This window comes from Flavobacterium sp. IMCC34518 (assembly GCF_027111095.2).
Lineage (GTDB): Bacteria > Bacteroidota > Bacteroidia > Flavobacteriales > Flavobacteriaceae > Flavobacterium > Flavobacterium praedii.
In genome coordinates this window covers 3705212-3730374 of the sequence record NZ_CP114284.2, presented here as the reverse complement: position 1 = coordinate 3730374, position 25163 = coordinate 3705212, and the positions used below count along the sequence as shown (strand labels likewise).

The window sequence follows — 25163 nt, the reverse complement described above, 5'->3', positions numbered from 1 at the left end:
AAAGAGACAATCAAATTAGTACATTCGATTATTCCCCACTATTTCCTTTTTTATCACTTGTTTTTCAATAAATTAACGTCCGCTTCATTCTTGTTCATTTATAAAGATAAGTCCTTTATTAATAGTTATTGGCATTGCTTATCACTACATTTGGTATGGATATTCCCTATAAAGGGATGTGCTATAGAGAAAACTTCTTTTTAGTCCTATATTCCAAAGTAAATATTGGTACAATGAAATCAATTCAGAACATAGACCACAATGATTTACTTACTCCCTTTGAAGAAACCACTATAAAATTTAACAAAGACATTTCATTTAATAAAACACTTACAAAAAAAGAAAGCGTTTCTAAAAAAGTTAAAAAAAATGAATCTTTTACAGTTGTAGCCATAGGTGCATCGGCTGGTGGTCTGGAAGCAGTCACTCAATTACTTAAAAATATTTCTCCTACTACAGGTATGGCTTTTATTTATGTCCAACACCTTAGCCCTGATCATAAAAGCTTACTCGATGTACTGTTGTCAAAAGTTACTCAAATGGAGGTTCAGGTCATTGACAATATGGAAATGATGAAACCCAATAACGTTTATGTAATTCCAAATGATAAAGAAATCGAAGTTACAGACGGTCATATCAAACTAGTCCCCAGACCCATTAACCGTACCTCAAATTTCTCCATTGATCTCCTTTTTTCCTCATTGGCAGAAACCCATCATGAAAATGTCATTGGTATTATTTTATCGGGATCAGCCAATGATGGCACCAGAGGATTGAAAGAAATAAAACAAGCAGGTGGAATTACCTTTGCTCAGGACGATTCAGCTAAGTTTAGCAGTATGCCCAAATCAGCAATTGCCGAAGGTATTGTAGATTTTGTTTTATCACCAAAAGAAATTGGAATAGAGTTAACACGAATCAGTCAGCATCCATTACAAATCATTGTACCCTTAAAAAAAACACAAGAAACAGAAATTGAAAATAGTAATCCAGAGTTGAAGGTTATTTTGCAACTTTTGCATAAAAACAAAAAGGTTGATTTCAGTCACTATAAAATGAATACCATAAAAAGACGAATGCTTCGTAGGATGTTAATTCATAAAATTAAAACTTTAAAAGAATATTCCGAAATACTTACGAATCAAAGTAATGAAATTGAAATACTATATCAAGATTTATTAATTAATGTTACTGCCTTTTTTAGAGATGCTGAGCCTTTTTTGTATTTAAAAAAAATTATTTTTCCTAAATTACTGGAGGCTAAAGAAGCGGGAGAAACATTGCGTATATGGGTAGCTGCATGCGCAACTGGTGAAGAAGTTTATTCTATTGCTATGATTTTGTTTGAAATACAAGAAAAAAATCGCAATAACATTCCATTTCAAATTTTTGCCTCCGATCTTAGTTCAGATGCCATTCGGATTGCTCGAATCGGAGAATATTCTGCCAGTCAAATCCAAACCGTTTCTCCTGAAAGACTACAGCGTTTTTTTACAAAATCTAAAAAAAAATACCGAATTTCAAAAGAGCTTCGTGACGTTTGTGTATTTGCAAAACACGATATTTTGCGGGATCCTCCATTTTCAAGAATGGATTTTATTAGTTGCAGAAATATGTTGATTTATTTGGACACGATAGCGCAAAAAAAAGCCATTTCTACATTTCATTATGCCCTAAACGATGGAGGCTGTTTGATGCTTGGCAAATCAGAAACTATCGGAACAACCGCACAACTTTTCACCATTTTAGATAAAAAATACAAATTCTATTCTCGAAAAAAAAATTCGGGATTGCGAACCATTCCAGATCTTACTTCACACCTTTCTCACACTACCATGCCAGATAAAAATACAACACCAACCGCTACATTCAAAAAAACGCCATCCTCTATAAACGGTACAATTGGGATCGCTTTTGATGCAGTATTATTAGATCAACATGTACCAGCCAGTGTAATTATCAACTATGATTTGGAAATCCTTCAATTTAGAGGATCTACTTCCTTGTATTTGCAACATTCCCCTGGTAAAGCTAGTTTTAATATTCTAAAAATGGCACATATCGAAATCACATTTGAATTACGAAATGCCATTCATCATGCCATTAAAACAAAACTTCCTATACGAAAAATGGGAATTGAAATGAATCGGAATCCAATAGACAATACCATTCAAATCGTGAATATTGAAGCTATTCCTCTTAATATTGAAGGAGAAGAACCTTTATTGATAGTCATTTTTACAGGATACATTCAACACGAAACAGAAGAAGAATCTATAAAAGGACAGCAAAATAATACGATTGCCAAAGACCGTCGAATAAAAAAATTGGAAGAAGAACTGGCTTCAGCTCGTGCAGATATGGGGTCAATTACGCATGATCAAGAAGCTGCCAATGAAGAATTACAAAGTGCCAACGAGGAAATTGTATCAAGTAATGAAGAATTACAAAGCTTGAATGAAGAACTAGAAACGTCCAAGGAGGAAATAGAATCGACCAATGAAGAATTGGTAACCAGTAATCAGGAATTGCAATCCAGAATTCAGCAAGTAGAAGAATTGAACCATTATAATGAAGCTATACTTTCAACAGTACATGAACCTGTACTTATTTTAGATAAAAACATAAAAATAAAATCAGCCAACAAATCATTTTGCAAAACATTTCATGTAAACGAAGAAGAATGCATTGGGAAATCATTGTACAAATTAGGCAATAACCAATGGAATATTCAAAAATTAAGAGAGCTAATAGAAGAAATCGTCCCTAAAAACAACCGCTTTCATGATTTTGAAGTTGAGCATGTTTTTCCAGTTATTGGCAAAAAAATAATGTTACTCAATGCCCATCGTATCATTCAAGCTCGTGAAAATGAAGAATTAATTGTGCTAACAATCACAGATATTACCGATGTTAGAAACCTTGCTATTGAACTCCAAATTAAAGAAAAAAAAGTTTTGGAAGTACAGCTTGAGATGGGAAAAAAAGCAATTAAATCTATAGAAGACAGCAATAAACGTTACAGCATGATGCTATTGCAATCGCCTTTCTCTTTTGCGATATTAAAAGGAAAAACAATGGTAATTAGTCTAGCCAACGATAGCATAAAAGAACTTTGGGGAAAAGGAAATGAAGTTGAAGGAAAATCAATTTTTGATGTTTTACCTGAATTAAAAGACGGTCCTATTCCGAAAATGCTACAAGAAGTATACGCTTCAGGTAAACCTCAAGAAGGATATGAACTTTTAATTCCATTGAATCGTAAGGGAAAATTAGAAAATGTATATTTCAATTTTGTTTATCAACCGTATCTTGATGCTGATGAAACCATTTTGGGTGTTACCATAATTGCTTATGAAGTAACGGCACATGTTAATCTGAAAGACGAGTTAATTGAAGCGAGACGAATTGCAGAAGAAAAAACTAAGATTGCCGAAAATGCCTTAAAATCAAAGCAACAATTTTTATCGAATATGAGTCATGAGATTCGTACACCAATGAATGCAATTATTGGTTTTACAAATGTGGCCCTAAAAACCGATTTGAATAAAGAACAAAAAGAATTTATCACCGCTATTAAATCTTCAGGAAGTGCGTTGATTGTTTTAATTAATGACATACTTGACCTTGCCAAAGTAGATGCTGGTAAAATGACATTTGACAAAAAGTCTTTCAATATTTTGGAATCTATTGCTGATATCTTTTATTTATTTGAATCGAAATGTTCTGAGAAAAATATAAAATTAGAGCAACAATATGACAAACGAATTCCAGAATATATTGTAGGGGATTGTATGCGTTTGCGTCAAATTATTTTAAATTTAATAAGTAATGCAATCAAGTTTACTTCAAAAGGAAAAATCATATTGAGTGTTAAAATGTTGAATGAAGATTCCGAAAAAACCACAATTGAATTTACCCTTTCCGATACTGGCATCGGAATTCCAAAAAACAAACTGGAACATATTTTTGATAATTTTGAGCAAGCCTCTACCGAAATTTCTAGGTTATACGGAGGCACTGGTTTAGGACTTGCAATAGTCAAACAACTTGTTGAACACCAAGGTGGTACATTACTTGTAAAAAGCAAAGAAGGCAAAGGCTCCACTTTTGGATTTATTATGGATTTTGAAAAACTTTGTGCCGAAATTCCGTTAGAAACAGAAAACTGCATCCATACGATTGAAGGAATAGAAAACATAAAAGTTTTAGTAGCCGAAGATATACCACTAAACCAACTATTAATTAAAATCATTTTAGAGGAATTTGGTTTCCAATGCGATATTGCCGAAAATGGAAAAGTAGCTATAAAAAAACTAAAAGAAAATAATTATGATATTATCCTAATGGACATTCTTATGCCCGAAATGAATGGTTTTGAGGCCACAGATTACATTCGCAATACTTTGAAATCTAAAATTCCAATTATAGCGCTTACCGCCGATGTAACCACTGTTGATGTTCAAAAATCTAGAACCGTTGGAATGAATGATTACATCTCTAAGCCAATTGATGAAAAGCTTTTATATGAAAAAATCATTAAGCAACTCAAGAAATCAATACCTAAAAAATAGGACATTGTAAAAAAGTGAATAATCAAATTACAACTAACTATTCATTATTTACTTGCAATAAATAAATTAATAATCAGTGAATTATACAACAAATTAATAAAGTAGTATAACATCTTTTTTTGACTTGCTTACGACCTTTACTCTATCTCTTAAACAAGAACAACTTGAAATTATACATCAAATATATGGTAAGTAATCGCTGCAAAATGGCAGTGAAAGAAGAATTGAAAAAACTTGGCCTTCACTTTATAGTGGTAGATTTAGGCGAAGTGGAAATCATGGAAACTATTTCTATGTATCAACGCGAACAACTCAAATTGGCTTTATTGGATTCTGGTTTAGAATTAATGGATGACAAAAGAGCCATGCTTATTGAGAAAATAAAAAATGTAATCATTGAATTGGTTCACCATACCGATGAAAATATTAAAATCAATTTTTCGGACTATTTGCATGAAAAATTAAATCACGATTACACCTATATGTCCAATCTTTTTTCAGAAGTACAAGGGACAACAATAGAACAATTTATCATTTCGCACAAAACCGAAAGAATCAAAGAGTTAATCATTTATGGCGAACTCAATATCACCGAAATTGCATGGAAAATGGGATACAGCAGTGTAGCCCATTTGTCAAGCCAGTTCAAGAAAGTTACCGGATTATCCCCTACCCATTTTAAAAAATTAAAAGACAAAAGACGAAGCCCAATTGAGGAAATCGGAAATTAACGTAAGCATAGTTTTGGAAATCCAATCCTAATAATTAACAAACAATACCACGCCTCCCCATGCAAGAATCACAATATGCCAGAAGTTTAATTGAAGCCAGTTTGGATCCTTTGATAACCATAAGCACTGAAGGAAAAATTACGGATATGAATGAGGCGTTGACGCATATTACCGGAATATCTAGAGAAGAATTAACGGGTACTTATTTTAAGAATTATTTTACAGAACCCAACAAAGCCCATGACGTTTATCAAGAAGTCTTCGACAAAAATTCTGTTTCAGATTCTCCACTTACCTTACGTCATATCAATGGTACATTAACTGAAGTTCTCTTTAATGGATCTGTTTATAAAGATAATCAAGGAAATATAAAAGGAATTGTAATAGTGGCTCGAGACATTGCCGAGCAAAAATGGGCATTAGAATTGCGAAATGCGAACAAAGAATTGGCTTTTCAAAATGATGAAAAAGAGAAACGTGCCGATGAATTAGGCATTGCCAATAAAGAATTGGCTTTTCAAAATGAAGAAAAAGAAAAACGCGCGGCAGAATTAGGTATTGCTAACAAAGAACTGGCTTTCCAGAATGATGAAAAAGAGAAACGAGCCGATGAATTAGGCATTGCTAATAAAGAATTGGCTTTTCAAAATGAAGAAAAAGAAAAACGTGCAGCAGAATTATTTATTGCCAATAAAGAGTTAGCCTATCAAAATGATGAAAAAGAAAATAGAGCCGCAGAATTGGTCATTGCCAATGAAGAATTGGCCTATCAAAATAAAGTAAAAGAAAAAAGAGCTGCAGAATTAGTTATTGCAAATAAAGAATTAGCTTTTCAAAATGACGAAAAAGAAAAACGAGCAGACGAATTATATATAGCCAATAAAGAACTTGTTTTTCAAACAGGTGAGAAAGAAAATAGAGCTGCCGAACTCGTTATTGCAGATCTTGAACTCGAATTTCAAAATAAAGAAAAAGAGAAACGTGAAATTGCCAACAAAGAATTAGAGGCACATAGTTATTCGCTCAAATTAGCTTCCCAATATTCTTTGAGTTTAATTGAAGCCAGTCGGGATCCTTTATTTACCATTTCACCTAAAGGGAAAATTACGGATACTAATGATGCAACTGTACAAGTAACCGGTGTATCACGTGAAAATCTTATAAGTTCCGATTTTTTTGATTATTTCACCGAGCCCCAAAAAGCACGAGAAGGATATAAAAAAGTTTTTTCAAAAGGTTTTGTTGTTGATTATCCATTAACCATCATGGATGGAAAATTTACCGATGTGTTGTTCAACGGTTCGGTATACAAAGATGATTTAGGAAATGTTGTAGGCGCTGTGATGGTTGCCAGAGATATTACGGAACAAAAAAGAATCGCAACAGAATTATTTGAAGCTAAGGTTTTTGCAGAATTAGCTACAGCACTTGCCGAAGAAGCTAAGAGTAAAGCAGAATCTGCTACACAAATTGCCGAAAATGCAGTAAAAGCTAAACAGCAATTTCTATCAAATATGAGTCATGAAATTCGGACTCCAATGAATGCAATAATTGGTTTTACAAAAGTAGTTTTGAAAACAGAATTAACCGCCAAGCAAAAAGAATATCTAATGGCAATAAAAATGAGTGGTGATGCTCTAATTGTACTGATAAATGACATCTTGGATTTAGCAAAGGTAGATGCTGGTAAAATGACTTTTGAACAAACTCCATTTAAAATACAAAAATCATTATCCTCGATGCTTCATTTATTTGAAACCAAAATCCAAGAAAAAAATTTAAAATTAGTATCGGATTATGATAACAATATTCCGGAAGTTTTACTGGGTGATCCTGTTCGATTGCACCAAATCATTTTAAATTTAGTAAGTAATGCAGTCAAATTTACAAATAAAGGTGTTATTACCGTAAGTGTTCATTTAATGTTTGAAGATGACGAAAAAGTCATTATTGAATTTGCCGTCAATGATACGGGGATAGGAATTTCGGACAATAAAATTGATCGGATTTTTGAAAATTTTCAGCAGGCATCAAGCGGAACTTCCCGATTATATGGAGGAACCGGACTTGGACTCGCTATTGTAAAACAATTGGTAGAATCGCAAGGGGGCAGTATTAGGGTTAAAAGTAAAATAAATGAGTATTCTCGTTTTAGTTTTACTTTACCTTTTCTAAAAACAAAAAAAGAAGCAGCTATAGAAAACGAAATCATGGAATTGGATAATGAAATTAAAGGCATTAGAGTATTGGTTGTAGAGGATATGGCACTGAATCAGTTATTAATGAAAACGGTATTGGATGATTTCGGATTTGAACGAGACATTGCTGAAAACGGAAAAATTGCCATCGAAAAACTCAAAACAAATCAATACGATATTGTATTGATGGACTTACAAATGCCTGAAATGAATGGTTTCGAAGCCACTGAATACATTCGGACAACGTTGAAATTGACTATTCCGATCATTGCATTAACTGCAGATGTAACTACGGTAGATTTGGCAAAATGCAAAGCTGTTGGCATGAATGATTACATTGCAAAACCTATTGACGAAAGAGTTTTGTATAGTAAAATTGTAAGTTTGATTCAAAAGCCACAAAATTCAATAGCAAATACGAATAAAACTCCTGAAATCACAATTATTGAAAGAGAAAAATGCATTAATCTAGATTATTTGAATCATCGTACAAAATCCAATCCTAAATTGATGATCGAAATGATTGGCCTTTATTTGCAACAAACACCAGAACTCATCAATACCTTGAAAAAAAGCTTATTGAATCAAGATTGGAGTTTGCTAAATGCCGCCATTCACAAAATGATTCCTTCTTTTTCAATTATGGGAATTCATTCCGATTTTGAAATTATGGCAAAAAAAATTCAGGAATTTGTAGTCATTCAGCAAAAAAATGAAGAAATGGAAGATATGGTTTTGCAACTTGAGAATGTATGCCTACAAGCCTGCAAAGAATTAGAGCTAGAATTAGAAATATTAAAAAAATCAATAAAATGAATACCACCAATAAAATAAAACTGTTCTTGGTTGATGATGATGCTTTGTTCTTAAAATCTCTGGAAATTGAATTCTTGGATCATGCCGATTTTGATATAGAAACCTACTCTACCGGAGAACTTTGCTTGGCTAATCTAGCCAACAATCCCGATGTAATTATTTTGGATTACCATTTGGATGGAATTGATTTGAATGCAATAAACGGTATTGATACTTTGGATAAAATAAAAGCATATAATTCTGAAATTGCGGTCATCATGTTATCCTCACAAGATAAAATAGAAGTTGCAATTGATTGTATGCACCATCAAGCCTATGATTATGTAGTAAAAAGTGAAACTGCATTTGTGCGTTTGCAAAAAATAATTTCCTCGCTTTTTGAATTTAGAAAAATTAAAAAAGAACTTAATTGGTATATGGAAAGAATGTAAAAAACATTTAAAATGAAAAATAAAGCACAAAATTCAAAACCAGGTAATCTTCCTAAAGAAAAAGAAGAACCTTATACATTGTCAGATTACCCTGAAAGTGAAGATATTTATAACAAATTACCCAAAGAATCTGATGTAGATCCAGAGGATATTTCTAAAATGAAAGAAATCCAAAAAATCCAACCCGTTGAAAAAAGAAATGAGAAAGATTTCAATGACGATAAAACAGGTAGTGATTTAGACATTCCAGGTTCTGAACTGGATGATATTCAAGAAGAAATTGGTAATGAAGATGAAGAAAACAACTATTACAGTTTAGGAGGAGATGATCACAACGATTTGGATGAAGATCTACAAGAATAAAAACAAAAGTACAAACGACTATAAATTATTTAAAAATTAAAATTATGAATATCAAAAGAATTTTTGGTGCATTATTGACGGCTCTAGGAATTGGAGGACTAATCTATGATGCGGTTATATTTACTAATACATCAGGAAGTGACAGAGATATAAAAGCACTTGTTATTTTTGGTGTTTTGGGAACGGTTTTCTTTATGGCTGGCATTAGTTTAATCCGAACCACAAAAGACGAATCATAAATTTGTCAACTTATTACCACTTCCTCAAAAATAAATGGCAATAAAAAAAATACTTTTTCTGATTTGCCAGGTTGGCACAATGGCATCAAGAACATAGAAGTTTTCCAACCTTCCGTCTATGACCAACGAAATGGTACACGAGCTTGATACCCATTAATCAGTGATTGTATTTCTTTTTTGAACTATTTACACTTCCAAATTTATCCGCTAAACACTTGTAATTCATTTCAATAAAATTTAAATTCTAATAATGAATGACCGTCTTGGTCTAGCTAAGGAATTTAGCAACCTACTATTTTTTCTACTTTAAAATAACAATACTAGTTCTCTTTAACATCTTCTATTCTACTTCTATTCAGTTTTGTTTTAGTTTATCATAAATCATAAAATATTGATTTTAAACAAACTAAATATCCCAAAGAACTGTAAATTCTATAATTATTATCAAAAGTTATGTAACCCAATTTCCTTATCAAGTTACCATCTTTGTGTTGTACTATTTTCTGAATTTGGATTGACTAAATCAGAAAAATTAAATTAACAAATATAAAACACAAGAAAATATGGAACCACAAATTGGAATTAGTAAACAAAATTTACAAAAAAGCATTGCATTTCTATCTTCAATTTTGGCAGATGAAATGACACTTTACATTAAAATTAGAAAATTTCATTGGAATGTATCGGGTAATAGTTTTATGGAATTGCATAAATTATTCGAAAACCAATACAAACAATTGGAAGCATCAATTGATGAAATTGCAGAACGCATCAGTAAATTGGGCGGTAAAACAATTGGTACTATGAAAGAGTTTTCGGAACTAACCAGACTCAAAGAAAATCCAAATCAGTATCCTTCACAAAAAGATATGATTCTTGAACTGTTAGAAGACCAAGAAACTGTAATTGTTCAATTAAGAGAAGATATTAAAGTGTGTTCTGTAGAAAATAAAGATGCTGGTTCGGCTGATTTTATGACTGGATTGATGGAAGAACATGAAACTATGGCTTGGATACTTAGGCGATATTTGAGTTAATACAATACTAAAGTTTAAAATTATTAAAATGAAAAAAGTAGAAGAAAAATTGATGTCCAGTTCTAAAAGTAATTGCAAAGTAGGGAAAATTACGGTTCCCAAAAATGGAGCAGGTGATTCATGTGCTTTACAAATTGATTTTAAAACAGCTGATTTCAAAAAATCAAATATTGCTTTTACGGAAAAGGCAAAAAATCTCTAGAAATCAATTTATCATATAATCTTTAAAAATAATAGACATGTATCATATTTCAATTATATCCTCAAGTATCAGGACTGATCGAAAAAGTCATACTGTTGCATTGTACTTGAAAAAGTTTGTAGTTGAACACAAATTAGCTACAGTTGAAATAGTAGATTTAAAAACCTATAATTTTCCATTATTTGAAGAACAATTACAATTTCAAGAAAAACCAGCAGCTATTTTTATTAAAGAATTGCTTTGGTCAATAAAATTGGTTAAAAATGAATCGCATCCATCGCTTGTAATTCGTTTTTAAAAAATAAAAATAACAATTCGAGTGTTATCACGCGTGAATTTTCAGGCAAGATAACACTCGAATTTTCATTTAAAATAACTCCAACCCTATTAAATTTTACTATAAATACTAGAAAAATGACCACCTCTTCAACAACTGTCTCAAAGAAAATATTTTTGTTATTTCTTATCATTGCTGCCTTATATTATGGCCAAGTATTTTTAATGCCTTTTGTAATTGGAGGAATTTTGGCCACTTTATTTTTACCTTTTTGCAATTGGCTAGAGAAAAAGAATTTTCCAAAAGGATTAGCTGTCTTTCTATGTTTTTTGGCATTATTACTGGTTGTTTTGGGATTAATCACGCTCCTTAGTTGGAAAATATCCGAAGTAATTAATGATGTTGCACTCTTAAAAGAAAAAGCTGTAGATACTGTTGCTTATCTTCAAAAATACATTTTCAATCATTTTAATATTTCAATTGATGAACAATTTAAAATCCTAAATGAAGAAAAGCCATCGTATACCAGTATAGTACAAATTCTATTGGGTTCACTAGTTATAATTGTTACCAATATCATTTTGGTTACAGCTTATTTTTTATTTTTATTGTATTATCGTTCCCATATTAAGCAATTTGTACTAAAACTCACCGCCATTTCAGAACAAAAATCAATGAAGCTAATTTTGCATAAGATTGCAAATGTATCACAACAATATTTGGTTGGACTTTCAAAAATGATTTTTTGTTTATGGATTATGTACTTTGCAGGTTTTAGTTTCATCGGTTTAGAAAACGCATTCTTTTTTGCTATACTTTGCGGATTTTTAGAAATTGTTCCTTTTGTGGGCAACATCACTGGAACGTCACTTACTGTTTTGATTGCTGCTATGCATGGCGGAAATCTTGCACTTTTGGGAGGTATTGTTATTACCTATGGAATAGTTCAATTCATACAAGGTTGGTTACTTGAACCTTTAATGCTTGGACCTCAAGTAAAAATTAATCCTTTATTTACCATTATTGCATTGGTATTAGGGGAACTTTTATGGGGAATACCAGGAATTATTTTGGCCATACCATTAACGGCTATGTTAAAAATCATCTGCGATCATGTTGAAGCATTACAGCCATACGGATTTTTGATTGGAGAAATTGAAACAAGTAAACCTTCAAATTCAATTTTATTAAAGAAATTAAGGTCTCTTTTTAAAATTAAAAATAAAGCTAAAAAAATATAATTGTTCTAAAAAAACTTTTACAACACTACCCTTAATTTTCTCAACAATTCCCATTGCATATTAAACTAAAATCGTAATACTATGCCTTTTGCAAAGGTGTGAATGATGCAACATTTAACAAAAGTTTTGTAACTACAAAGCTTGATATCTGAATGACCTTTGTCTAAATAATTTAACAAAAACACAAAATGAAAAAATTACTATTTTTATGTACGTGCTTAGCATTTACATTTATTATGAATGCACAAACCGAAGACCGAAAATGGAATATTGGAATATCAGGTGGTGCAACACAGTATAACGGAGACCTAGGAAATGATTTTTATAAAACCGATATGACGTTTTATGGAGTTGGAGGTTTGTCTGTTTCAAGATATTTAGGAAAATATTTTGATTTGAACTTAGCTGCAAATAAAGGAACTGTTGCTTATAACCGTCCCGATGGTTATTTCAATAGTGAATTTTCATCACTTGCATTGAACTTAAAAATTAATTTTTTGAATCCAGAATACGTGGTTAGACCTTATGTATTTGGTGGTTTAGGAGTTATGCTTTTTGATAAAAAACTAGATGTAAATAGTAAAAAAATCGATTACCTGTTACCAACAGCGGGTGGTGGATTAACGTTCAGATTGAGTCCAATTGTAATGCTTAATATACAAGAAACTTTCATGTTTACAGATGGTGATGATAGAGATGGAGTTACTGGAGGAAGTAAAGATTCCTTTTTGATGCATACAGTTGGATTGTCATTCAACTTAGGGGAGAAAAAAGATGCCGATAAGGATGGTGTTTCAGATAGAAATGACAAATGTCCAGATACTCCAACAGGTATAGCTGTAGACAAAAACGGTTGTCCACTAGACAAAGACAATGATGGAGTTGCAGATTATTTAGATGAATGTCCAGATGTTGCAGGAGTTCCTACATTGAATGGTTGTCCAGATAGAGATAAAGACGGTGTAGCAGATGCAAAAGACCGTTGTCCTGATGCGGCTGGCCCTGTTGCTTTAGCAGGATGTCCTGATGCTGATAATGATGGTGTTGCAGATATTGATGATAAATGTCCAAATACACCGGCAGGTCAACAAGTAAATGCTGCTGGTTGCCCTATGGATAATGACAAAGACGGTGTGGTTAACAGTGAAGACCGTTGTCCTGATATTGCTGGTCCAATCGCATTAAAAGGTTGTCCTGACACTGATGGAGATGGTGTTGCTGATATTGATGACCGTTGTCCAACAGTAAAAGGAAACATTATAAACAAAGGATGTCCTGAAATTGCTCCCAAAGATGTTAAAAGAATAGCTTATATCGCAGGTAAAATTTTCTTTGAAAATGCCAGTGCTAAGCTAAAAACATCATCTTATGTTGAGTTAAACGAGTTGGTACTTATCTTAAACCGTTATGATGGAACCAAATTACAAATTGAAGGTCATACTGATAGTAACGGTAGTGATGCTTACAACATCAAACTATCTCAAGAACGTATGGATTCTGTAAAACAATATCTTATAAGCAAAGGTATTCCTGAGTCAAGATTGCTTGCTTTAGGATTTGGGGAAGGTAAACCAATAGCAAGTAACAAAACTGCTTTGGGTCGTGCTAAAAACAGAAGAGTTGAGTTGAAAACAACATACTAAAAATTTAATTGGTTTAAATATTTTTTTTTAAAGGGGGCTGTTCTAACAAACAGTCTCTTTTTTTTAAAAAGAAATAAAAATCTGTTAATTCTATAACTTATAAAAATAAAAGTGTAATCCTGATCAGCTGTATAAATAGATCTTTGCAGTGTAATAAAATTGTAAAAGCAATACGATTTACACTATAATAAGGAACACATTTACAATCGTATTTTGAATATTATATAAGTAAATAAGAGTTCATTTTTTAATATAAAGTAGGTTTGGGGCGAAGGGGGCTGTTGGAAACAACAGCCCTTTTCTATTGATATAAAATAATTTTCTAAAGAAAAAAATCATTCTATTCATTTGCCATGTGTATATAACTATTTATAAAACTGTAAATAATATAATTTAAAATAAAAGTATTGTAAGAATTTCGAGTACTATATATTGACCTTTATATATCTAAACTTTATGCATTAAGCCAAATATAAAATCATGATAGCAGTAAAAAAAGAAGGTATCCTTATACAAAAAACTGAACTTAATTTTGAGAATGAAGGAGTATTGAATCCTGCAATAATAAGAGATGGTGATTACGTTCATCTTTTTTACAGAGCGGTCAGTTTAGGGAATTTTTCCAGTATAGGATATTGCAAACTCAAAGGACCTTTATCTGTTGAAATAAGGGATATTGCTCCTGTAATTGTTTCAGAATTCAGTTATGAATCCCATGGTTTAGAAGACCCTAGAATTGTAAAAATTGAAAATATTTATTATCTCTCTTATACAGCTTATGATGGTGTAAATGCATTAGGAACAATGGCAACATCGACTGATTTAGTGAACTGGGACAAAAAAGGAATAATAGTCCCTCAAATTACCTACGATGAATTTGATGCCATTACATCAAACAATAAAATAAACGAAAAATACTTTCGATATAATAATCATGAAGGAGTAACTAAAAAACAAGGTGAAAAAGTATTGATGTGGGATAAAAACATCATATTATTTCCTAGAAAAATAGATAATAAATACGTTTTTCTGCATCGTATAAAACCAGATGTTCAAATTGTTGTTGCTGTAAAAAGTTTAGATGAATTGAATCCTCAATTTTGGAAAAACTATTTTATCAAATTTGATGAATGCATCGTAATGAAGCCCAAATACGAACATGAAGCTAGCTATATTGGTGGTGGTTGTCCGCCTATTGAAACAAAATTAGGCTGGCTTATTATTTATCATGGAGTTCAAGATACAATCAAAGGATTTGTATATTCTGCTTGTGCAGCCTTATTGGATTTGAAAAACCCTATGAAAGAGATTGCAAGATTGCCCTATCCCCTTTTTAAACCTGAATTAATATGGGAATTGAAAGGCGAAGTCAATAATGTATGCTTTCCTACTGGAACTGCTTTATTTAATGATACCCTTTATATTTATTACGGAGCCGCTGATGAGCGAATAGGTACGGCCTCTGTAAGTATATCCAAATTATTAGAAGAACTAATGCTTAATACCCTTAAAAATGAGAAATAGAATTCCCGCACAAAATAGTACTATGCTTCCAGTTGGATTAGTAAGTACAGAAATTAGATCAACTGTTACTAATCATTTGGTACTTGAAAGTTCTAAGAAAATTTCAGAAATTTTGTTCATAACCTCTTTTCCTCCAAGAGAATGTGGCATTGCAACCTATTCACAAGATTTGATTAAAGCATTAAATAATAAATTTAAAAATTCTTTCGACATAAAAATATGTGCAATAGAATCAGATACTGAAAGACATCACTATCAAGAACCCATAAAATATATCCTGAATACGGATCAACCAAATGCTTTTTATAATTTATCCGAAAAGATAAATGCAAATAGTTCAATTAAAATGGTATTGATTCAACATGAATTTGGATTTTTTAGAAAAAATGAGGCTAATTTGATACAGTTTTTATACAAAATTACAAAACCTGTAATTATCGTATTTCACACTGTTCTACCTAATCCTGACAGCTCATTTAAAGTAAATGTACAAGTGATAGCCCAATTGGCTCATTCAATAATTGTCATGACCCATTCTGCAGAACAAATTTTAAAAAATGATTATGAAGTGGATCCCAATAAAATAACAGTGATAGCTCATGGAACTCACCTAGTGCCTCATTCTGACAAAGAACTTTTGAAAGCAGAATATAATTTGTCTGGAAAAAAAGTGCTTTCTACTTTCGGTCTTTTAAGTTCCGGAAAAAGTATCGAAACAACTCTGGATGCCATGCCAAGCATTATCAAAAAAAATGAAAATGTTTTGTTTTTAATAATTGGAAAAACACATCCTTCGGTCATGAAAGAAGAAGGTGAAAAATACAGAACGATGTTAGAGGCCAAAATTGAAACGTTACAACTACAAAATCATGTATTGTTTGTAAATACATTTTTGCCTTTAACCCAACTTTTAGATTTTTTGCAACTAACAGATATTTATTTATTTACATCAAATGATCCAAATCAGGCTGTGAGCGGAACATTCTCCTATGCAATTAGTTGTGGTTGCCCCATTATTTCTACACCTATACCCCATGCTTCTGAAGTATTAAGTGATGGTGCTGGAATCATAATTGATTTTGGAAATTCTAAACAATTAGGTGAGGAAGTCAACCATTTGTTATTAGATAAAAATTTGAGAAATAATATAAGTTCAAAAGGACTTCATAAGATTGCGCCTACTGCCTGGGAGAACTCCGCCATTGCCCATGCTTTATTATTCGAAAAAACAGGAAATAAAAACATGAATTTAGAATATAAAATTCCAGAAATCAATTTAGATCATATCAAAAAATTGACCACGGATTTTGGTATGATTCAATTTTCGATTATCAACCAACCCGACATTGAATCAGGATATACTATAGATGACAATGCCCGTGCCATGGTGGCTATGTGTGAACACTTTGAATTAACAAAAGACAAAACAGATTTAGATTATATCAAAATATATTTAAATTTCATTAGTTCCTGTTTGCAAGAAAATGGTAGTTTTCTAAATTATGTAGATGAAGATGGTGATTTTACGGAACAAAACAATGAAACCAATCTCGAAGATTCCAATGGTAGAGCAATTTGGGCCTTGGGATATTTGATTTCTTTGGAATCAATTTTACCAACAACATTGGTTGAAATAGCAAAATCAACTTTACTTCATGCAACGGTAAATGTGTCTAAAATTCATTCGACAAGAGCAATGGCATTTATCATAAAAGGACTGTACTATGCCAATTCCAAAGAGAAATCAACTACTCATATTGGAATAATAAAAAAACTGGCCAATAGAATGGTTGAGATGTACAAACACGAATCTAATGCTGATTGGATTTGGTTTGAAAGTTATTTAACTTATGGCAACAGCATTTTACCCGAAGCAATGCTTTGTGCGTATTTAAGTACTGGTGATACTACCTACAAAACGGTCGCTAAAATTTCTTTTGATTTTCTTTTGAGTAAAATATTCAAAGAAAACAGTATTAAAGTAATATCTAATAAAGGATGGTTGCTCAAAGAAGACAACACTGACAAACAAGTAATTGGAGGAGAGCAACCTATTGATGTTGCCTATACAATATTGGCGCTAAGCAAATTTTCTATTGCTTTCAATAACAAGGAATATAGTCAAAAAATGAAAATTGCTTTCAGTTGGTTTTTGGGAAATAACCATTTACATCAAATTATTTATAATCCTTGTACAGGTGGATGCTACGATGGTCTAGAAGATACTTATGTTAATTTAAATCAAGGTGCAGAATCAACAGTAAGCTATTTGATGGCTCGTTTGGCTATTGAAAAAAACAATAGAAGATCTATAAAATTGCAGACTTTAAGCCAAATTAAAAAAGAAACAACATTGAAATTAAGTCGTCCAAAACTTTTGGTTTAATATGTAAATATTATAAAATTCACTAAAAATTATGAAACATTTAGAGAAGCTAAAGTATTGAACTTTGTCTATTAATAAATAGCATTTCTAATTTTCAATAATAACCTTAATTTGAATTCGATGAATACAAAAAAATCTATTAGTGTTTTAAATACTTTTATCGGAATCAATAACAATCGGTTTGAAAGTTATATAAAAGCATCAAAGCAAACGAATGAATCCGACTTAATAATATTGTTTCTTGGGTTTCAAGAAAAAAGCCAAAGATGCACAGCTGAATTGGTTTCTGAAGTTCAAAAATTAGGAGGAAAACCATCAAAAAACTCCTCTCTCAAAATATATTTTTCCCGAATTTGGTTGCAAATCAATTTAAAATTCAAAATTAATGATCGGGAAGATCTACTAAATCGATGTGAATATGATGCTGATATTACCCTAAAAAAATACCTGGCCGTATTGCGTAATAACACAGCGCATTTATCTCCAAAACACCAAAATATATTACATGCACAACATCAATCCATAAAAAAAGAGCATGATACTTTAAAAGGTCTTGGCGATTTATTGGTAACCTGTAGAAGATTCAACTTAGATGCCTAAACAATACTCTTCATAAACTAGGGTACATTCTAAATCAACATTACAACTCCTTTTTAAACCATGAAAAGTCCTGTAAAGATTACAAAAGCTTCAAATACAAAATCCTATCTAAAAAATATTTTTGAAGATATCGGGAAAGCAACGCTATTTACAACGCGCTTTTTCAAAGAAGTTGCAAAAGGCCCTTTCGAATTCAAAGAATTTATTTGGCAATGTTACGCAATTGGTTATAAATCCTTACCAATAGTTAGTATTACTGGTTTTATAATGGGTTTGGTTCTTACCATACAATCTCGTCCTACAATGGCAAAATTTGGTGCAGAATCCTGGCTACCCAGCATGGTAGGACTTTCATTAATTCGTGAGATCGTTCCCGTAATTACAGCCTTAATTTGTGCAGGAAAAATAGCCTCAGGAATTGGAGCCGAATTAGGTTCGATGAAAGTTACCGAACAAATTGATGCCATGGAAGTTTCGGCAATAAATCCTTATAAATACTTAGTTGCAACCAGAATTATGGCCACCACAATTATGATTCCAATTTTAGTTATTTATGCTGATTTTATTGGAATTTATGGTGGATATATCGGATACAATATCCATGAAAACATGGGCTTTTACCGTTATTTCTCCAATGTTTTAGAACATCTTGAGTATTTGGATATACTACCGGCTATACTAAAGACCTTTTTCTTTGGTTTTGCAATTGGTTTGGTGGGCTGCTATAAAGGATTTAATGCCGAAAACGGGACCGAAAGTGTTGGAAAAGCGGCCAATACGGCTGTAGTTACTGCATCATTAACCATATTTATCATTGATATGATTGCCGTTCAAATAACTGATTTATTTTACTAAACATGATACAGCATAAACCAGTGAAGGAAAAAAAAACAAGCACACAATCAACAGAAACAATTCTAGAACTAAATAATGTTTGCAAATCATTTGGGGATAATGCAGTCCTGAAAGGCATTACTCTTTCTGTAAAAAAAGGAGAGAATTTAGTGATTTTAGGCAGGTCTGGATCTGGAAAATCAATCACCATAAAATGTTTGGTTGGTTTAATTCATGCTGATGAAGGTGAAATCAAAATTTTTGGAACCGAAATCACCAAACTTAATGAAACTGATCTAAATGATATAAGAGTACGTATTGGTTTTCTTTTTCAAAATGGTGCCTTGTATGATTCGATGACTGTTAGACAAAATTTGGAATTTACCCTAAAACACCATTCTCCAAATGCATCATCGGAGGAAATCGAAAAAGCCATAATAGAAGCACTAGAAAGCGTGGGTCTAGAAGAAGCCATTGACAAAATGCCATCTGAATTGTCTGGTGGAATGCGAAAAAGAATCGGACTTGCAAGAACCGTTATTATTAAACCCGAAATCATTTTGTATGATGAACCTACAACTGGATTAGACGCAATAACATCTAGAGAAATAAGTGAATTGATTTTGTTTGTTCAAAAAAAATACAAAACAACCTCTATTATTATAACTCATGATATGGCCTGTGCCAAAATAACAGCAAACCGAATTATGATTATCAAAGATGGTGTTATCTGTGCAGAAGGCAGTTATGCCGAATTAGAAAAAAGCAAGGATGAATGGGTTCGATCTTTTTTTATTTAATTAATAAAATACTCAAATTATGTATAAAGAATCAGGATTCACATGGAAATTAGGAATGTTTGTAACTATAGGGTTGATTCTCTTTGTTGGAACCATATACTTTGTTGGAAAACAAAAAAATTTATTTGGATCTACTTTTACCCTACAATCACAATTTAAAACAGTAACTGGATTAAAAGTTGGAAATAATGTCCGCTTTTCTGGAATAAATGTCGGAACAGTAAGTGAAATTACCCTTATCACTGATTCAACTGTAGCCGTAAAATTAATAATTAAAGATGAAGTGCGACGCTTTATAAAAACAGATTCCAAAGCTAGCATCGGCTCTGATGGATTAATGGGTGATAAAGTACTTACTATCTCACCTGGGACAAAATCCAATAAAAGCGTAAAAGACAATGCAATTATAGCTTCAATCAAAGCAATCGAAATTGAAGACATCATGAAAGGTGTAAAAACCACAGTGGATAATGCTTCGATAATAACTGATCAACTTGCCGAATTCAGTTTTAAAATCAACAATGGAAAAGGAACTTTATCCAAATTGTTAATGGATGAAAATATGGGTAAAAAACTAAATGCAACAATGTCTAATCTAGAGACAGGAACGAAAGGTTTTAGTGAGAATATGGATGCCGCTAAACACAACTTTTTATTGAAAGGTTATTTTAACAAAAAGGAAAAAGCCGCAGCCAAAAAACAAGAAAAAATTCAAAAAGATAAAGACAAAGCTGCTGCAAAAAAAGAAAAAGAAATTCAGAAAGAATTGGATTTGAAAGACAAAAAGGAAAATCCGTGAATTATGATATTTTTTATAGTAATAGTATAACATCAAAATATGTTTTCAATATGATCTTTGTAAAATCAAAATTAAAAGAGGAAAAATAAATTTTCTCTTTGAAATGAAGATGTCAAAAAAAATGAAAACAATAAAACTAATTGCCCTAGCCCTATTCTTGTTTACGTCTACAGCAAACCATGCCCAAGTTTCTATTAATGTAAATTTTGGAACACCTCCACAATGGGGACCAACTGGTTATTCTGAAGTATCTTATTATTTTTTGCCAGATGTTCAATCCTATTATGATATACGTGCCCAACAATTTATCTTTTTGAATAACGGAGTTTGGATAAGATCTCATAATTTACCTAACCGTTATAGAAACTATGATTTATACAATGGATATAAAGTAGTGCTAAATGACTACCACGGTTCAAGACCTTATGGCCATTATCAAGAGCATAAAGTAAAATATTATAAAGGATATAATAATGGACATCAAGAGAACTATAGATCGGTTGCGAATTATAAAAAAAATGAAAATAGAAGCTACAATAACGGCAACCAAGGTAATAGAGATAATGATAATCATCATGATAAAGAAAACAATGGTCATAAAAACGGTAAACATTAATTCCTAATGTAATGGAGACTATAAATGAGTTGAATAATCAAATTATGAATACTACAATTGTAATACGAAAGGATTATCCTGAGTTATCTAAATACCTTCTTGAAATGCCAGAAACTATTCCAGATATTGAAAATCCGGAAATAAACAGAAAAGTGCTAAATGAATATCTAAATTCCTTAAAAGAAATAGTAGATAAATATGCACCAAATCATAAAATTGACTTTCCAAGTAATATAAAAAAAAGAAAATGAAAACAGTAAAAAATTTAGGTATTTGGATGGATCATTCCATTGCTCATATCATTGAATTTACAGATCAATGGAAAGAAGCGAAAACTATTGAATCCAATTTTACGCATCAAGATAAAGTAGAAAGCCTTGTAAAAAGTGAATCAATAATGCATAATAAAGAACAACAGTTCCAAGCAGGATTCTATAAAAAACTAGAAGATCTTATTTTAAATTATAATAATGTCTTACTTTTTGGTCCAACCAATGCAAAAAATGAACTGTTTAATAGTATCGAAAAAGATCATCGCTTTGCAAATATCAAAATAGAGATTAAAGAAGCCGACAAAATGAATATTAATCAGAAAATCGCATTGGTAACGGATTACTTTGATGGGGCAAAAAAATAAGTATTCTAATAAAAACTTAAATTTAAGACTACGGGAACGTTTGTCAAAAATTTGGTTCAAGCCCTGCTATTAAAATGGTGGGGCTTTTATATTATTTTCAAAAAATTAAATGTTATGAAATTGCCATCATTGAAGCTGTCGCAATTGAAAATCATCGAATACCAAAACAAATATTATCTACATATGAATAAAATATACAGCCATACTGAAAATCTTTTCGAAAAATTGGTCTCTTTAGCAACTACTATATTAGGAAATTCTATTTCATTTCTAATAGCTTTATGCCTAGTGTTGTTTTGGTGGATCAATAGTTTGTTTATTAACAACGACACTCATCTTATTATTGGTGACATCATTTTTGGGGTTACTTTCTTAAGTTTATTTATTATCCAGAAATCTTTCAATCGATTCTCAGCTTCTTTACACCTTAAAATAAACGAATTGGTTTCATCACATGAACCTGCCAGCAATGCAGTAATGAATGCTGAAATTAAAACAGAAAGAGAAATTACGGAATTATCAAAAGAATATTCGGAACTAGCAGAGCAAATTAAAGATTTGAACGAAGAAATTAAAGAGGAATTTAATAGGGAATTGGATAAAACTCTAAATGAAGATGAAAATCAAATAAAAGAGTAATCAAAATGAAATAATAAGAAGACAAAAACTGTAAATGATATAACTCTTTGCGAGAATTTTATAAGCCTTTTTTGACCGTATAATCCCATCTTTGTATAGATGTGAAAATGCTTTCACACTTAATTATAACAAAATGAACACAACAGAACTAAACGGAAATTGGGACGAGCAAAAAGGTAAATTGAAACAAAAATTTGCTGCGTTGACAGATAATGATTTATTATTTGTTGAAGGAAAAAAAGACGAAATGATGGGTAAACTTCAAATCAAATTGGGAAAAACTAAAGAAGAACTTCACAAAATTATTCAAGCACTATAAATAGCTGCTGTAAAATGTATCCATTTAATCAGTAATTTTTTTAAATGGATACATTTTTATTCAAAAAAAATATCAATTTCAAATATAATTACTATGAAAAAATCAATTTTTACCCTTGCACTTGCCACTTTTGTTATTGGATCTTCCATTACTAGTTGCAAACCAAATACCGAAAAAGTTCAAGACGCACAAGAAAATGTTGACAGCGCAAAAGTTGCCGTAACAGTTGCCGAAAACGATTTGGATCAAGCAAAAAGAGTCGCTACCGCAGAAGAATGGCAAGCATTCAAAGATGAAACGAACGCGAAAATAAATGAAAACAATGCCAAAATTGATGAGTTAAAATTAAAACTTAATAAAACGGGTAAAAATATCGATAAAACATACCAAGTAAGTATCGATGCAATGGAACAAAAAAATAGGGATTTAAAAATAAAAATGGATTCTTATAAAAACGATGTCAACAGTGATTGGAAATCTTTTAAAAGAGAATTCAACCATGATATGGATGAATTAGGTCAAAGTTTAAAAGACTTTACAGTGAACAACAAAAATTAAATAAATACGTTATATTGTTGTAATAGTGAATGATTGCAACACATTCTTAATTTTAAATAAAAATCAAAAAAAAATGAGCAATCTTCTTTATACAATCGCAGTTATACTAGTTATTTTTTGGGCAATCGGGTTCTTTGCTTACAGCGCAGGATCCATTATTCACATATTACTTGTTATTGCTTTAATAGCAGTAATATTAAGAATAATTCAAGGTAGAAAAGTTTTATAATTATTAAAAAATAATCACATGAAAGCAAATAAAATCGCATTAGGAGTCTTGGGTGCAATTGCCACAGGAGCTGTATTGGGAATATTGTTTGCCCCTGCGAAAGGAGCAGACACCAGAAAAAAAATTCTTCGAAAAGGAAATAATTATGCCGATGATTTGAAGGATAAATTCGAAAATATATCAGAAACATTAAAAAGCAATTATGAAAAAATGTTCCATGAAGGAAAATCAAAATTAGATAATTTAAAAAACGAATTAAAAAACAGCAGTATTTAATTTTTATTTTAAAGTGTTAAAAGCCAAATTGTAAAAAACAGTTTGGCTTTTTTTATGGCATTAGATAAGTGAAAAAAAATCAATCATGAACGTAAATGCAAACTAAAAAGTAAAGCCAAATTATAAGTCAATCCGTTTTTTGTAAAAAAAATGACTAATTTAACTTTCAAAATTGATTAATAATGAACCCAAACGAACAAATACTATTTAAATTCTATTCTGCTTTTGCAAATGGTGACGCCAGCACAATGGGTGAATGTTATCATGAAAAAATTCAATTTCAAGATCCCGCTTTTGGTATATTAAAAGGAGAAGATGCCCGCCAAATGTGGAAAATGTTAACCGAAAAAAGTAACGGAAACAGTACGATTGAGTTTTCAGACCTAAAAGCTGATGATTATTCAGGAACAGCCAAATGGATAGCAACTTATATTTTTAGCAAAACCAACAAAAAAGTAGTGAATGTAATTCATTCTGAGTTTAAATTTCAGGATGGCCTCATCATTAGGCATATCGATAACTTTGATATCTGGAAATGGTCCAAACAAGCATTAGGTTTCAAAGGTTTACTATTGGGATGGACGGGATTTATGCAAAAACAAATACAAAAACAAGCTTTGTTTGCATTAAAAAATTATAGAATTAAAAATTCCTAAAGATGATAGAAACTTTAATCACTTTGTTTAATAGAGATCTCAATAAACTAAAAATTGAGATTCAATCATACCAAAATGAAAGCAAAATTTGGTACACACAAAAAGAAATCTCTAATTCTGCTGGAAATTTATGTTTGCATATAATAGGAAATTTAAACACATATATAGGATCCCAAATAGGAAAAACAAATTACATTAGAAATAGAGAACTTGAATTTTCGAATAAGAATGTACCAAAATCAGTGTTATTAACGCAAATAGATGAAACAATTATAATGCTAAATCATTCTTTAAAAATGGTATCAAATGAAGATTTAATTAAAGAGCACCCTATTTTAATTTTTGAAAATAAAACATCAACAGAATTTCTATTAATTCACCTTACAACACATTTGGCATATCATCTAGGTCAAATTAATTTTCATAGAAGATTACTTGATAGTTAATACTTTTTTGGTTTATTGTAATTTTTTAGGCTATAATCACTCCATTTAATTGCATAATAATCAAATATAAATTTGAAAAATAAGCCAATACA

The 25163-nt window shown here is 31.3% G+C and carries 27 protein-coding genes; all 27 read left to right on the top strand.

The features are described from left to right. The first annotated feature begins 233 nt into the window (after positions 1 to 233). Positions 234 to 4574: a CheR family methyltransferase gene (locus OZP06_RS15980; protein WP_281323963.1), complete on the top strand. Its 4341-nt coding sequence runs from the start codon at positions 234 to 236 to the stop codon at positions 4572 to 4574. A 185-nt stretch (positions 4575 to 4759) separates the two neighbouring features. Next, on the top strand, positions 4760 to 5305 hold the full coding sequence (locus tag OZP06_RS15975) for an AraC family transcriptional regulator (protein WP_269224628.1): 546 nt from the start codon (positions 4760 to 4762) through the stop codon (positions 5303 to 5305). 59 nt (positions 5306 to 5364) lie between these two features. Further along, on the top strand, positions 5365 to 8319 hold the full coding sequence (locus OZP06_RS15970; protein ID WP_269222754.1) for a PAS domain S-box protein: 2955 nt from the start codon (positions 5365 to 5367) through the stop codon (positions 8317 to 8319). Next, the gene (locus OZP06_RS15965) at positions 8316 to 8750 is read left to right on the top strand and encodes a response regulator (RefSeq protein ID WP_269222753.1); all 435 of its coding nucleotides are present in this window, start codon (positions 8316 to 8318) and stop codon (positions 8748 to 8750) included. Before OZP06_RS15970 ends, OZP06_RS15965 begins: the two co-directional genes overlap by 4 nt. Before the next feature lie 12 nt (positions 8751 to 8762). Then, on the top strand, positions 8763 to 9113 hold the full coding sequence (locus tag OZP06_RS15960; protein ID WP_269222752.1) for a hypothetical protein: 351 nt from the start codon (positions 8763 to 8765) through the stop codon (positions 9111 to 9113). Positions 9114 to 9157: 44 nt separating this feature from the next. Next, positions 9158 to 9352, top strand: coding sequence for a hypothetical protein (locus OZP06_RS15955; protein ID WP_269222751.1), 195 nt, complete (start codon positions 9158 to 9160; stop codon positions 9350 to 9352). Positions 9353 to 9915: 563 nt separating this feature from the next. After that, positions 9916 to 10389, top strand: coding sequence for a DNA starvation/stationary phase protection protein (locus OZP06_RS15950; RefSeq protein ID WP_269222750.1), 474 nt, complete (start codon positions 9916 to 9918; stop codon positions 10387 to 10389). A gap of 28 nt (positions 10390 to 10417) precedes the next feature. Then, entirely contained in the window at positions 10418 to 10591 is a 174-nt protein-coding gene (locus OZP06_RS15945; protein ID WP_269222749.1) for a hypothetical protein, read from the top strand. Between the two features lie 37 nt (positions 10592 to 10628). Continuing rightward, the gene (locus tag OZP06_RS15940; protein WP_269222748.1) at positions 10629 to 10889 is read left to right on the top strand and encodes an NAD(P)H-dependent oxidoreductase; all 261 of its coding nucleotides are present in this window, start codon (positions 10629 to 10631) and stop codon (positions 10887 to 10889) included. A 116-nt stretch (positions 10890 to 11005) separates the two neighbouring features. Further along, positions 11006 to 12109, top strand: a complete 1104-nt coding sequence (locus tag OZP06_RS15935) for an AI-2E family transporter (protein ID WP_269222747.1) — start codon at positions 11006 to 11008, stop codon at positions 12107 to 12109. A gap of 188 nt (positions 12110 to 12297) precedes the next feature. Further along, entirely contained in the window at positions 12298 to 13752 is a 1455-nt protein-coding gene (locus OZP06_RS15930) for an OmpA family protein (RefSeq protein WP_269222746.1), read from the top strand. 480 nt (positions 13753 to 14232) lie between these two features. Then, on the top strand, positions 14233 to 15276 hold the full coding sequence (locus OZP06_RS15925; protein WP_269222745.1) for a pesticidal protein Cry7Aa: 1044 nt from the start codon (positions 14233 to 14235) through the stop codon (positions 15274 to 15276). Continuing rightward, positions 15266 to 17662 carry a glycosyltransferase gene (locus tag OZP06_RS15920; protein ID WP_281323962.1) on the top strand — a complete coding sequence of 799 codons (2397 nt, stop codon included), beginning with the start codon at positions 15266 to 15268 and terminating at the stop codon, positions 17660 to 17662. Before OZP06_RS15925 ends, OZP06_RS15920 begins: the two co-directional genes overlap by 11 nt. 120 nt (positions 17663 to 17782) lie before the next feature. Next, positions 17783 to 18262 carry a PA2169 family four-helix-bundle protein gene (locus tag OZP06_RS15915; protein ID WP_269222742.1) on the top strand — a complete coding sequence of 160 codons (480 nt, stop codon included), beginning with the start codon at positions 17783 to 17785 and terminating at the stop codon, positions 18260 to 18262. A 60-nt stretch (positions 18263 to 18322) separates the two neighbouring features. Beyond that, the gene (locus OZP06_RS15910; protein WP_281323961.1) at positions 18323 to 19117 is read left to right on the top strand and encodes an ABC transporter permease; all 795 of its coding nucleotides are present in this window, start codon (positions 18323 to 18325) and stop codon (positions 19115 to 19117) included. 2 nt (positions 19118 to 19119) lie between these two features. Next, positions 19120 to 19896, top strand: coding sequence for an ATP-binding cassette domain-containing protein (locus OZP06_RS15905; RefSeq protein ID WP_281323960.1), 777 nt, complete (start codon positions 19120 to 19122; stop codon positions 19894 to 19896). Between the two features lie 19 nt (positions 19897 to 19915). Continuing rightward, complete coding sequence (locus tag OZP06_RS15900; RefSeq protein WP_269222740.1) at positions 19916 to 20695, top strand: MlaD family protein; 780 nt, start codon at positions 19916 to 19918, stop codon at positions 20693 to 20695. A gap of 121 nt (positions 20696 to 20816) precedes the next feature. Beyond that, positions 20817 to 21311 (top strand): hypothetical protein, encoded by a 495-nt coding sequence (locus OZP06_RS15895; RefSeq protein WP_269222739.1) that lies wholly within the window; start codon positions 20817 to 20819, stop codon positions 21309 to 21311. An 11-nt stretch (positions 21312 to 21322) separates the two neighbouring features. Further along, positions 21323 to 21562: a hypothetical protein gene (locus OZP06_RS15890; protein ID WP_281239793.1), complete on the top strand. Its 240-nt coding sequence runs from the start codon at positions 21323 to 21325 to the stop codon at positions 21560 to 21562. Beyond that, positions 21559 to 21948: a hypothetical protein gene (locus OZP06_RS15885; protein ID WP_269222737.1), complete on the top strand. Its 390-nt coding sequence runs from the start codon at positions 21559 to 21561 to the stop codon at positions 21946 to 21948. The genes OZP06_RS15890 and OZP06_RS15885 overlap by 4 nt, the downstream gene beginning before the upstream one ends. A gap of 114 nt (positions 21949 to 22062) precedes the next feature. After that, positions 22063 to 22587, top strand: coding sequence for a low affinity iron permease family protein (locus tag OZP06_RS15880; RefSeq protein WP_269222736.1), 525 nt, complete (start codon positions 22063 to 22065; stop codon positions 22585 to 22587). Between the two features lie 133 nt (positions 22588 to 22720). After that, positions 22721 to 22906, top strand: a complete 186-nt coding sequence (locus OZP06_RS15875; protein ID WP_269222735.1) for a CsbD family protein — start codon at positions 22721 to 22723, stop codon at positions 22904 to 22906. 93 nt (positions 22907 to 22999) lie between these two features. Further along, on the top strand, positions 23000 to 23464 hold the full coding sequence (locus tag OZP06_RS15870) for a peptidase M23 (RefSeq protein ID WP_269222734.1): 465 nt from the start codon (positions 23000 to 23002) through the stop codon (positions 23462 to 23464). 73 nt (positions 23465 to 23537) lie between these two features. Continuing rightward, a complete protein-coding gene (locus tag OZP06_RS15865; RefSeq protein WP_269222733.1) occupies positions 23538 to 23693 on the top strand; it encodes a lmo0937 family membrane protein in 156 nt (51 codons plus the stop codon). Between the two features lie 18 nt (positions 23694 to 23711). Next, positions 23712 to 23969 (top strand): YtxH domain-containing protein, encoded by a 258-nt coding sequence (locus OZP06_RS15860; RefSeq protein ID WP_281323959.1) that lies wholly within the window; start codon positions 23712 to 23714, stop codon positions 23967 to 23969. Positions 23970 to 24151: 182 nt separating this feature from the next. Beyond that, complete coding sequence (locus OZP06_RS15855) at positions 24152 to 24625, top strand: nuclear transport factor 2 family protein (protein WP_269222731.1); 474 nt, start codon at positions 24152 to 24154, stop codon at positions 24623 to 24625. Positions 24626 to 24627: 2 nt separating this feature from the next. Next, entirely contained in the window at positions 24628 to 25071 is a 444-nt protein-coding gene (locus tag OZP06_RS15850; protein WP_269222730.1) for a DUF1572 family protein, read from the top strand. Positions 25072 to 25163 lie beyond the last annotated feature (92 nt).

What these genes read in the sequence shown, in the direction of transcription:
- OZP06_RS15920 (WP_281323962.1), top strand. Translation starts at nt 15,266, where the DNA reads ATGAGAAATAGAATTCCCGCACAAAATAGTACTATGCTTCCAGTTGGA.
- OZP06_RS15975 (WP_269224628.1), top strand. Translation starts at nt 4,760, where the DNA reads ATGGTAAGTAATCGCTGCAAAATGGCAGTGAAAGAAGAATTGAAAAAA.
- OZP06_RS15875 (WP_269222735.1), top strand. Translation starts at nt 22,721, where the DNA reads ATGAACACAACAGAACTAAACGGAAATTGGGACGAGCAAAAAGGTAAA.
- OZP06_RS15850 (WP_269222730.1), top strand. Translation starts at nt 24,628, where the DNA reads ATGATAGAAACTTTAATCACTTTGTTTAATAGAGATCTCAATAAACTA.
- OZP06_RS15930 (WP_269222746.1), top strand. Translation starts at nt 12,298, where the DNA reads ATGAAAAAATTACTATTTTTATGTACGTGCTTAGCATTTACATTTATT.
- OZP06_RS15940 (WP_269222748.1), top strand. Translation starts at nt 10,629, where the DNA reads ATGTATCATATTTCAATTATATCCTCAAGTATCAGGACTGATCGAAAA.
- OZP06_RS15965 (WP_269222753.1), top strand. Translation starts at nt 8,316, where the DNA reads ATGAATACCACCAATAAAATAAAACTGTTCTTGGTTGATGATGATGCT.
- OZP06_RS15870 (WP_269222734.1), top strand. Translation starts at nt 23,000, where the DNA reads ATGAAAAAATCAATTTTTACCCTTGCACTTGCCACTTTTGTTATTGGA.
- OZP06_RS15890 (WP_281239793.1), top strand. Translation starts at nt 21,323, where the DNA reads ATGGAGACTATAAATGAGTTGAATAATCAAATTATGAATACTACAATT.
- OZP06_RS15970 (WP_269222754.1), top strand. Translation starts at nt 5,365, where the DNA reads ATGCAAGAATCACAATATGCCAGAAGTTTAATTGAAGCCAGTTTGGAT.
- OZP06_RS15860 (WP_281323959.1), top strand. Translation starts at nt 23,712, where the DNA reads ATGAAAGCAAATAAAATCGCATTAGGAGTCTTGGGTGCAATTGCCACA.
- OZP06_RS15855 (WP_269222731.1), top strand. Translation starts at nt 24,152, where the DNA reads ATGAACCCAAACGAACAAATACTATTTAAATTCTATTCTGCTTTTGCA.
- OZP06_RS15880 (WP_269222736.1), top strand. Translation starts at nt 22,063, where the DNA reads ATGAAATTGCCATCATTGAAGCTGTCGCAATTGAAAATCATCGAATAC.
- OZP06_RS15900 (WP_269222740.1), top strand. Translation starts at nt 19,916, where the DNA reads ATGTATAAAGAATCAGGATTCACATGGAAATTAGGAATGTTTGTAACT.
- OZP06_RS15910 (WP_281323961.1), top strand. Translation starts at nt 18,323, where the DNA reads ATGAAAAGTCCTGTAAAGATTACAAAAGCTTCAAATACAAAATCCTAT.
- OZP06_RS15905 (WP_281323960.1), top strand. Translation starts at nt 19,120, where the DNA reads ATGATACAGCATAAACCAGTGAAGGAAAAAAAAACAAGCACACAATCA.
- OZP06_RS15955 (WP_269222751.1), top strand. Translation starts at nt 9,158, where the DNA reads ATGAATATCAAAAGAATTTTTGGTGCATTATTGACGGCTCTAGGAATT.
- OZP06_RS15980 (WP_281323963.1), top strand. Translation starts at nt 234, where the DNA reads ATGAAATCAATTCAGAACATAGACCACAATGATTTACTTACTCCCTTT.
- OZP06_RS15885 (WP_269222737.1), top strand. Translation starts at nt 21,559, where the DNA reads ATGAAAACAGTAAAAAATTTAGGTATTTGGATGGATCATTCCATTGCT.
- OZP06_RS15960 (WP_269222752.1), top strand. Translation starts at nt 8,763, where the DNA reads ATGAAAAATAAAGCACAAAATTCAAAACCAGGTAATCTTCCTAAAGAA.
- OZP06_RS15945 (WP_269222749.1), top strand. Translation starts at nt 10,418, where the DNA reads ATGAAAAAAGTAGAAGAAAAATTGATGTCCAGTTCTAAAAGTAATTGC.
- OZP06_RS15925 (WP_269222745.1), top strand. Translation starts at nt 14,233, where the DNA reads ATGATAGCAGTAAAAAAAGAAGGTATCCTTATACAAAAAACTGAACTT.
- OZP06_RS15935 (WP_269222747.1), top strand. Translation starts at nt 11,006, where the DNA reads ATGACCACCTCTTCAACAACTGTCTCAAAGAAAATATTTTTGTTATTT.
- OZP06_RS15950 (WP_269222750.1), top strand. Translation starts at nt 9,916, where the DNA reads ATGGAACCACAAATTGGAATTAGTAAACAAAATTTACAAAAAAGCATT.
- OZP06_RS15895 (WP_269222739.1), top strand. Translation starts at nt 20,817, where the DNA reads ATGAAAACAATAAAACTAATTGCCCTAGCCCTATTCTTGTTTACGTCT.
- OZP06_RS15865 (WP_269222733.1), top strand. Translation starts at nt 23,538, where the DNA reads ATGAGCAATCTTCTTTATACAATCGCAGTTATACTAGTTATTTTTTGG.
- OZP06_RS15915 (WP_269222742.1), top strand. Translation starts at nt 17,783, where the DNA reads ATGAATACAAAAAAATCTATTAGTGTTTTAAATACTTTTATCGGAATC.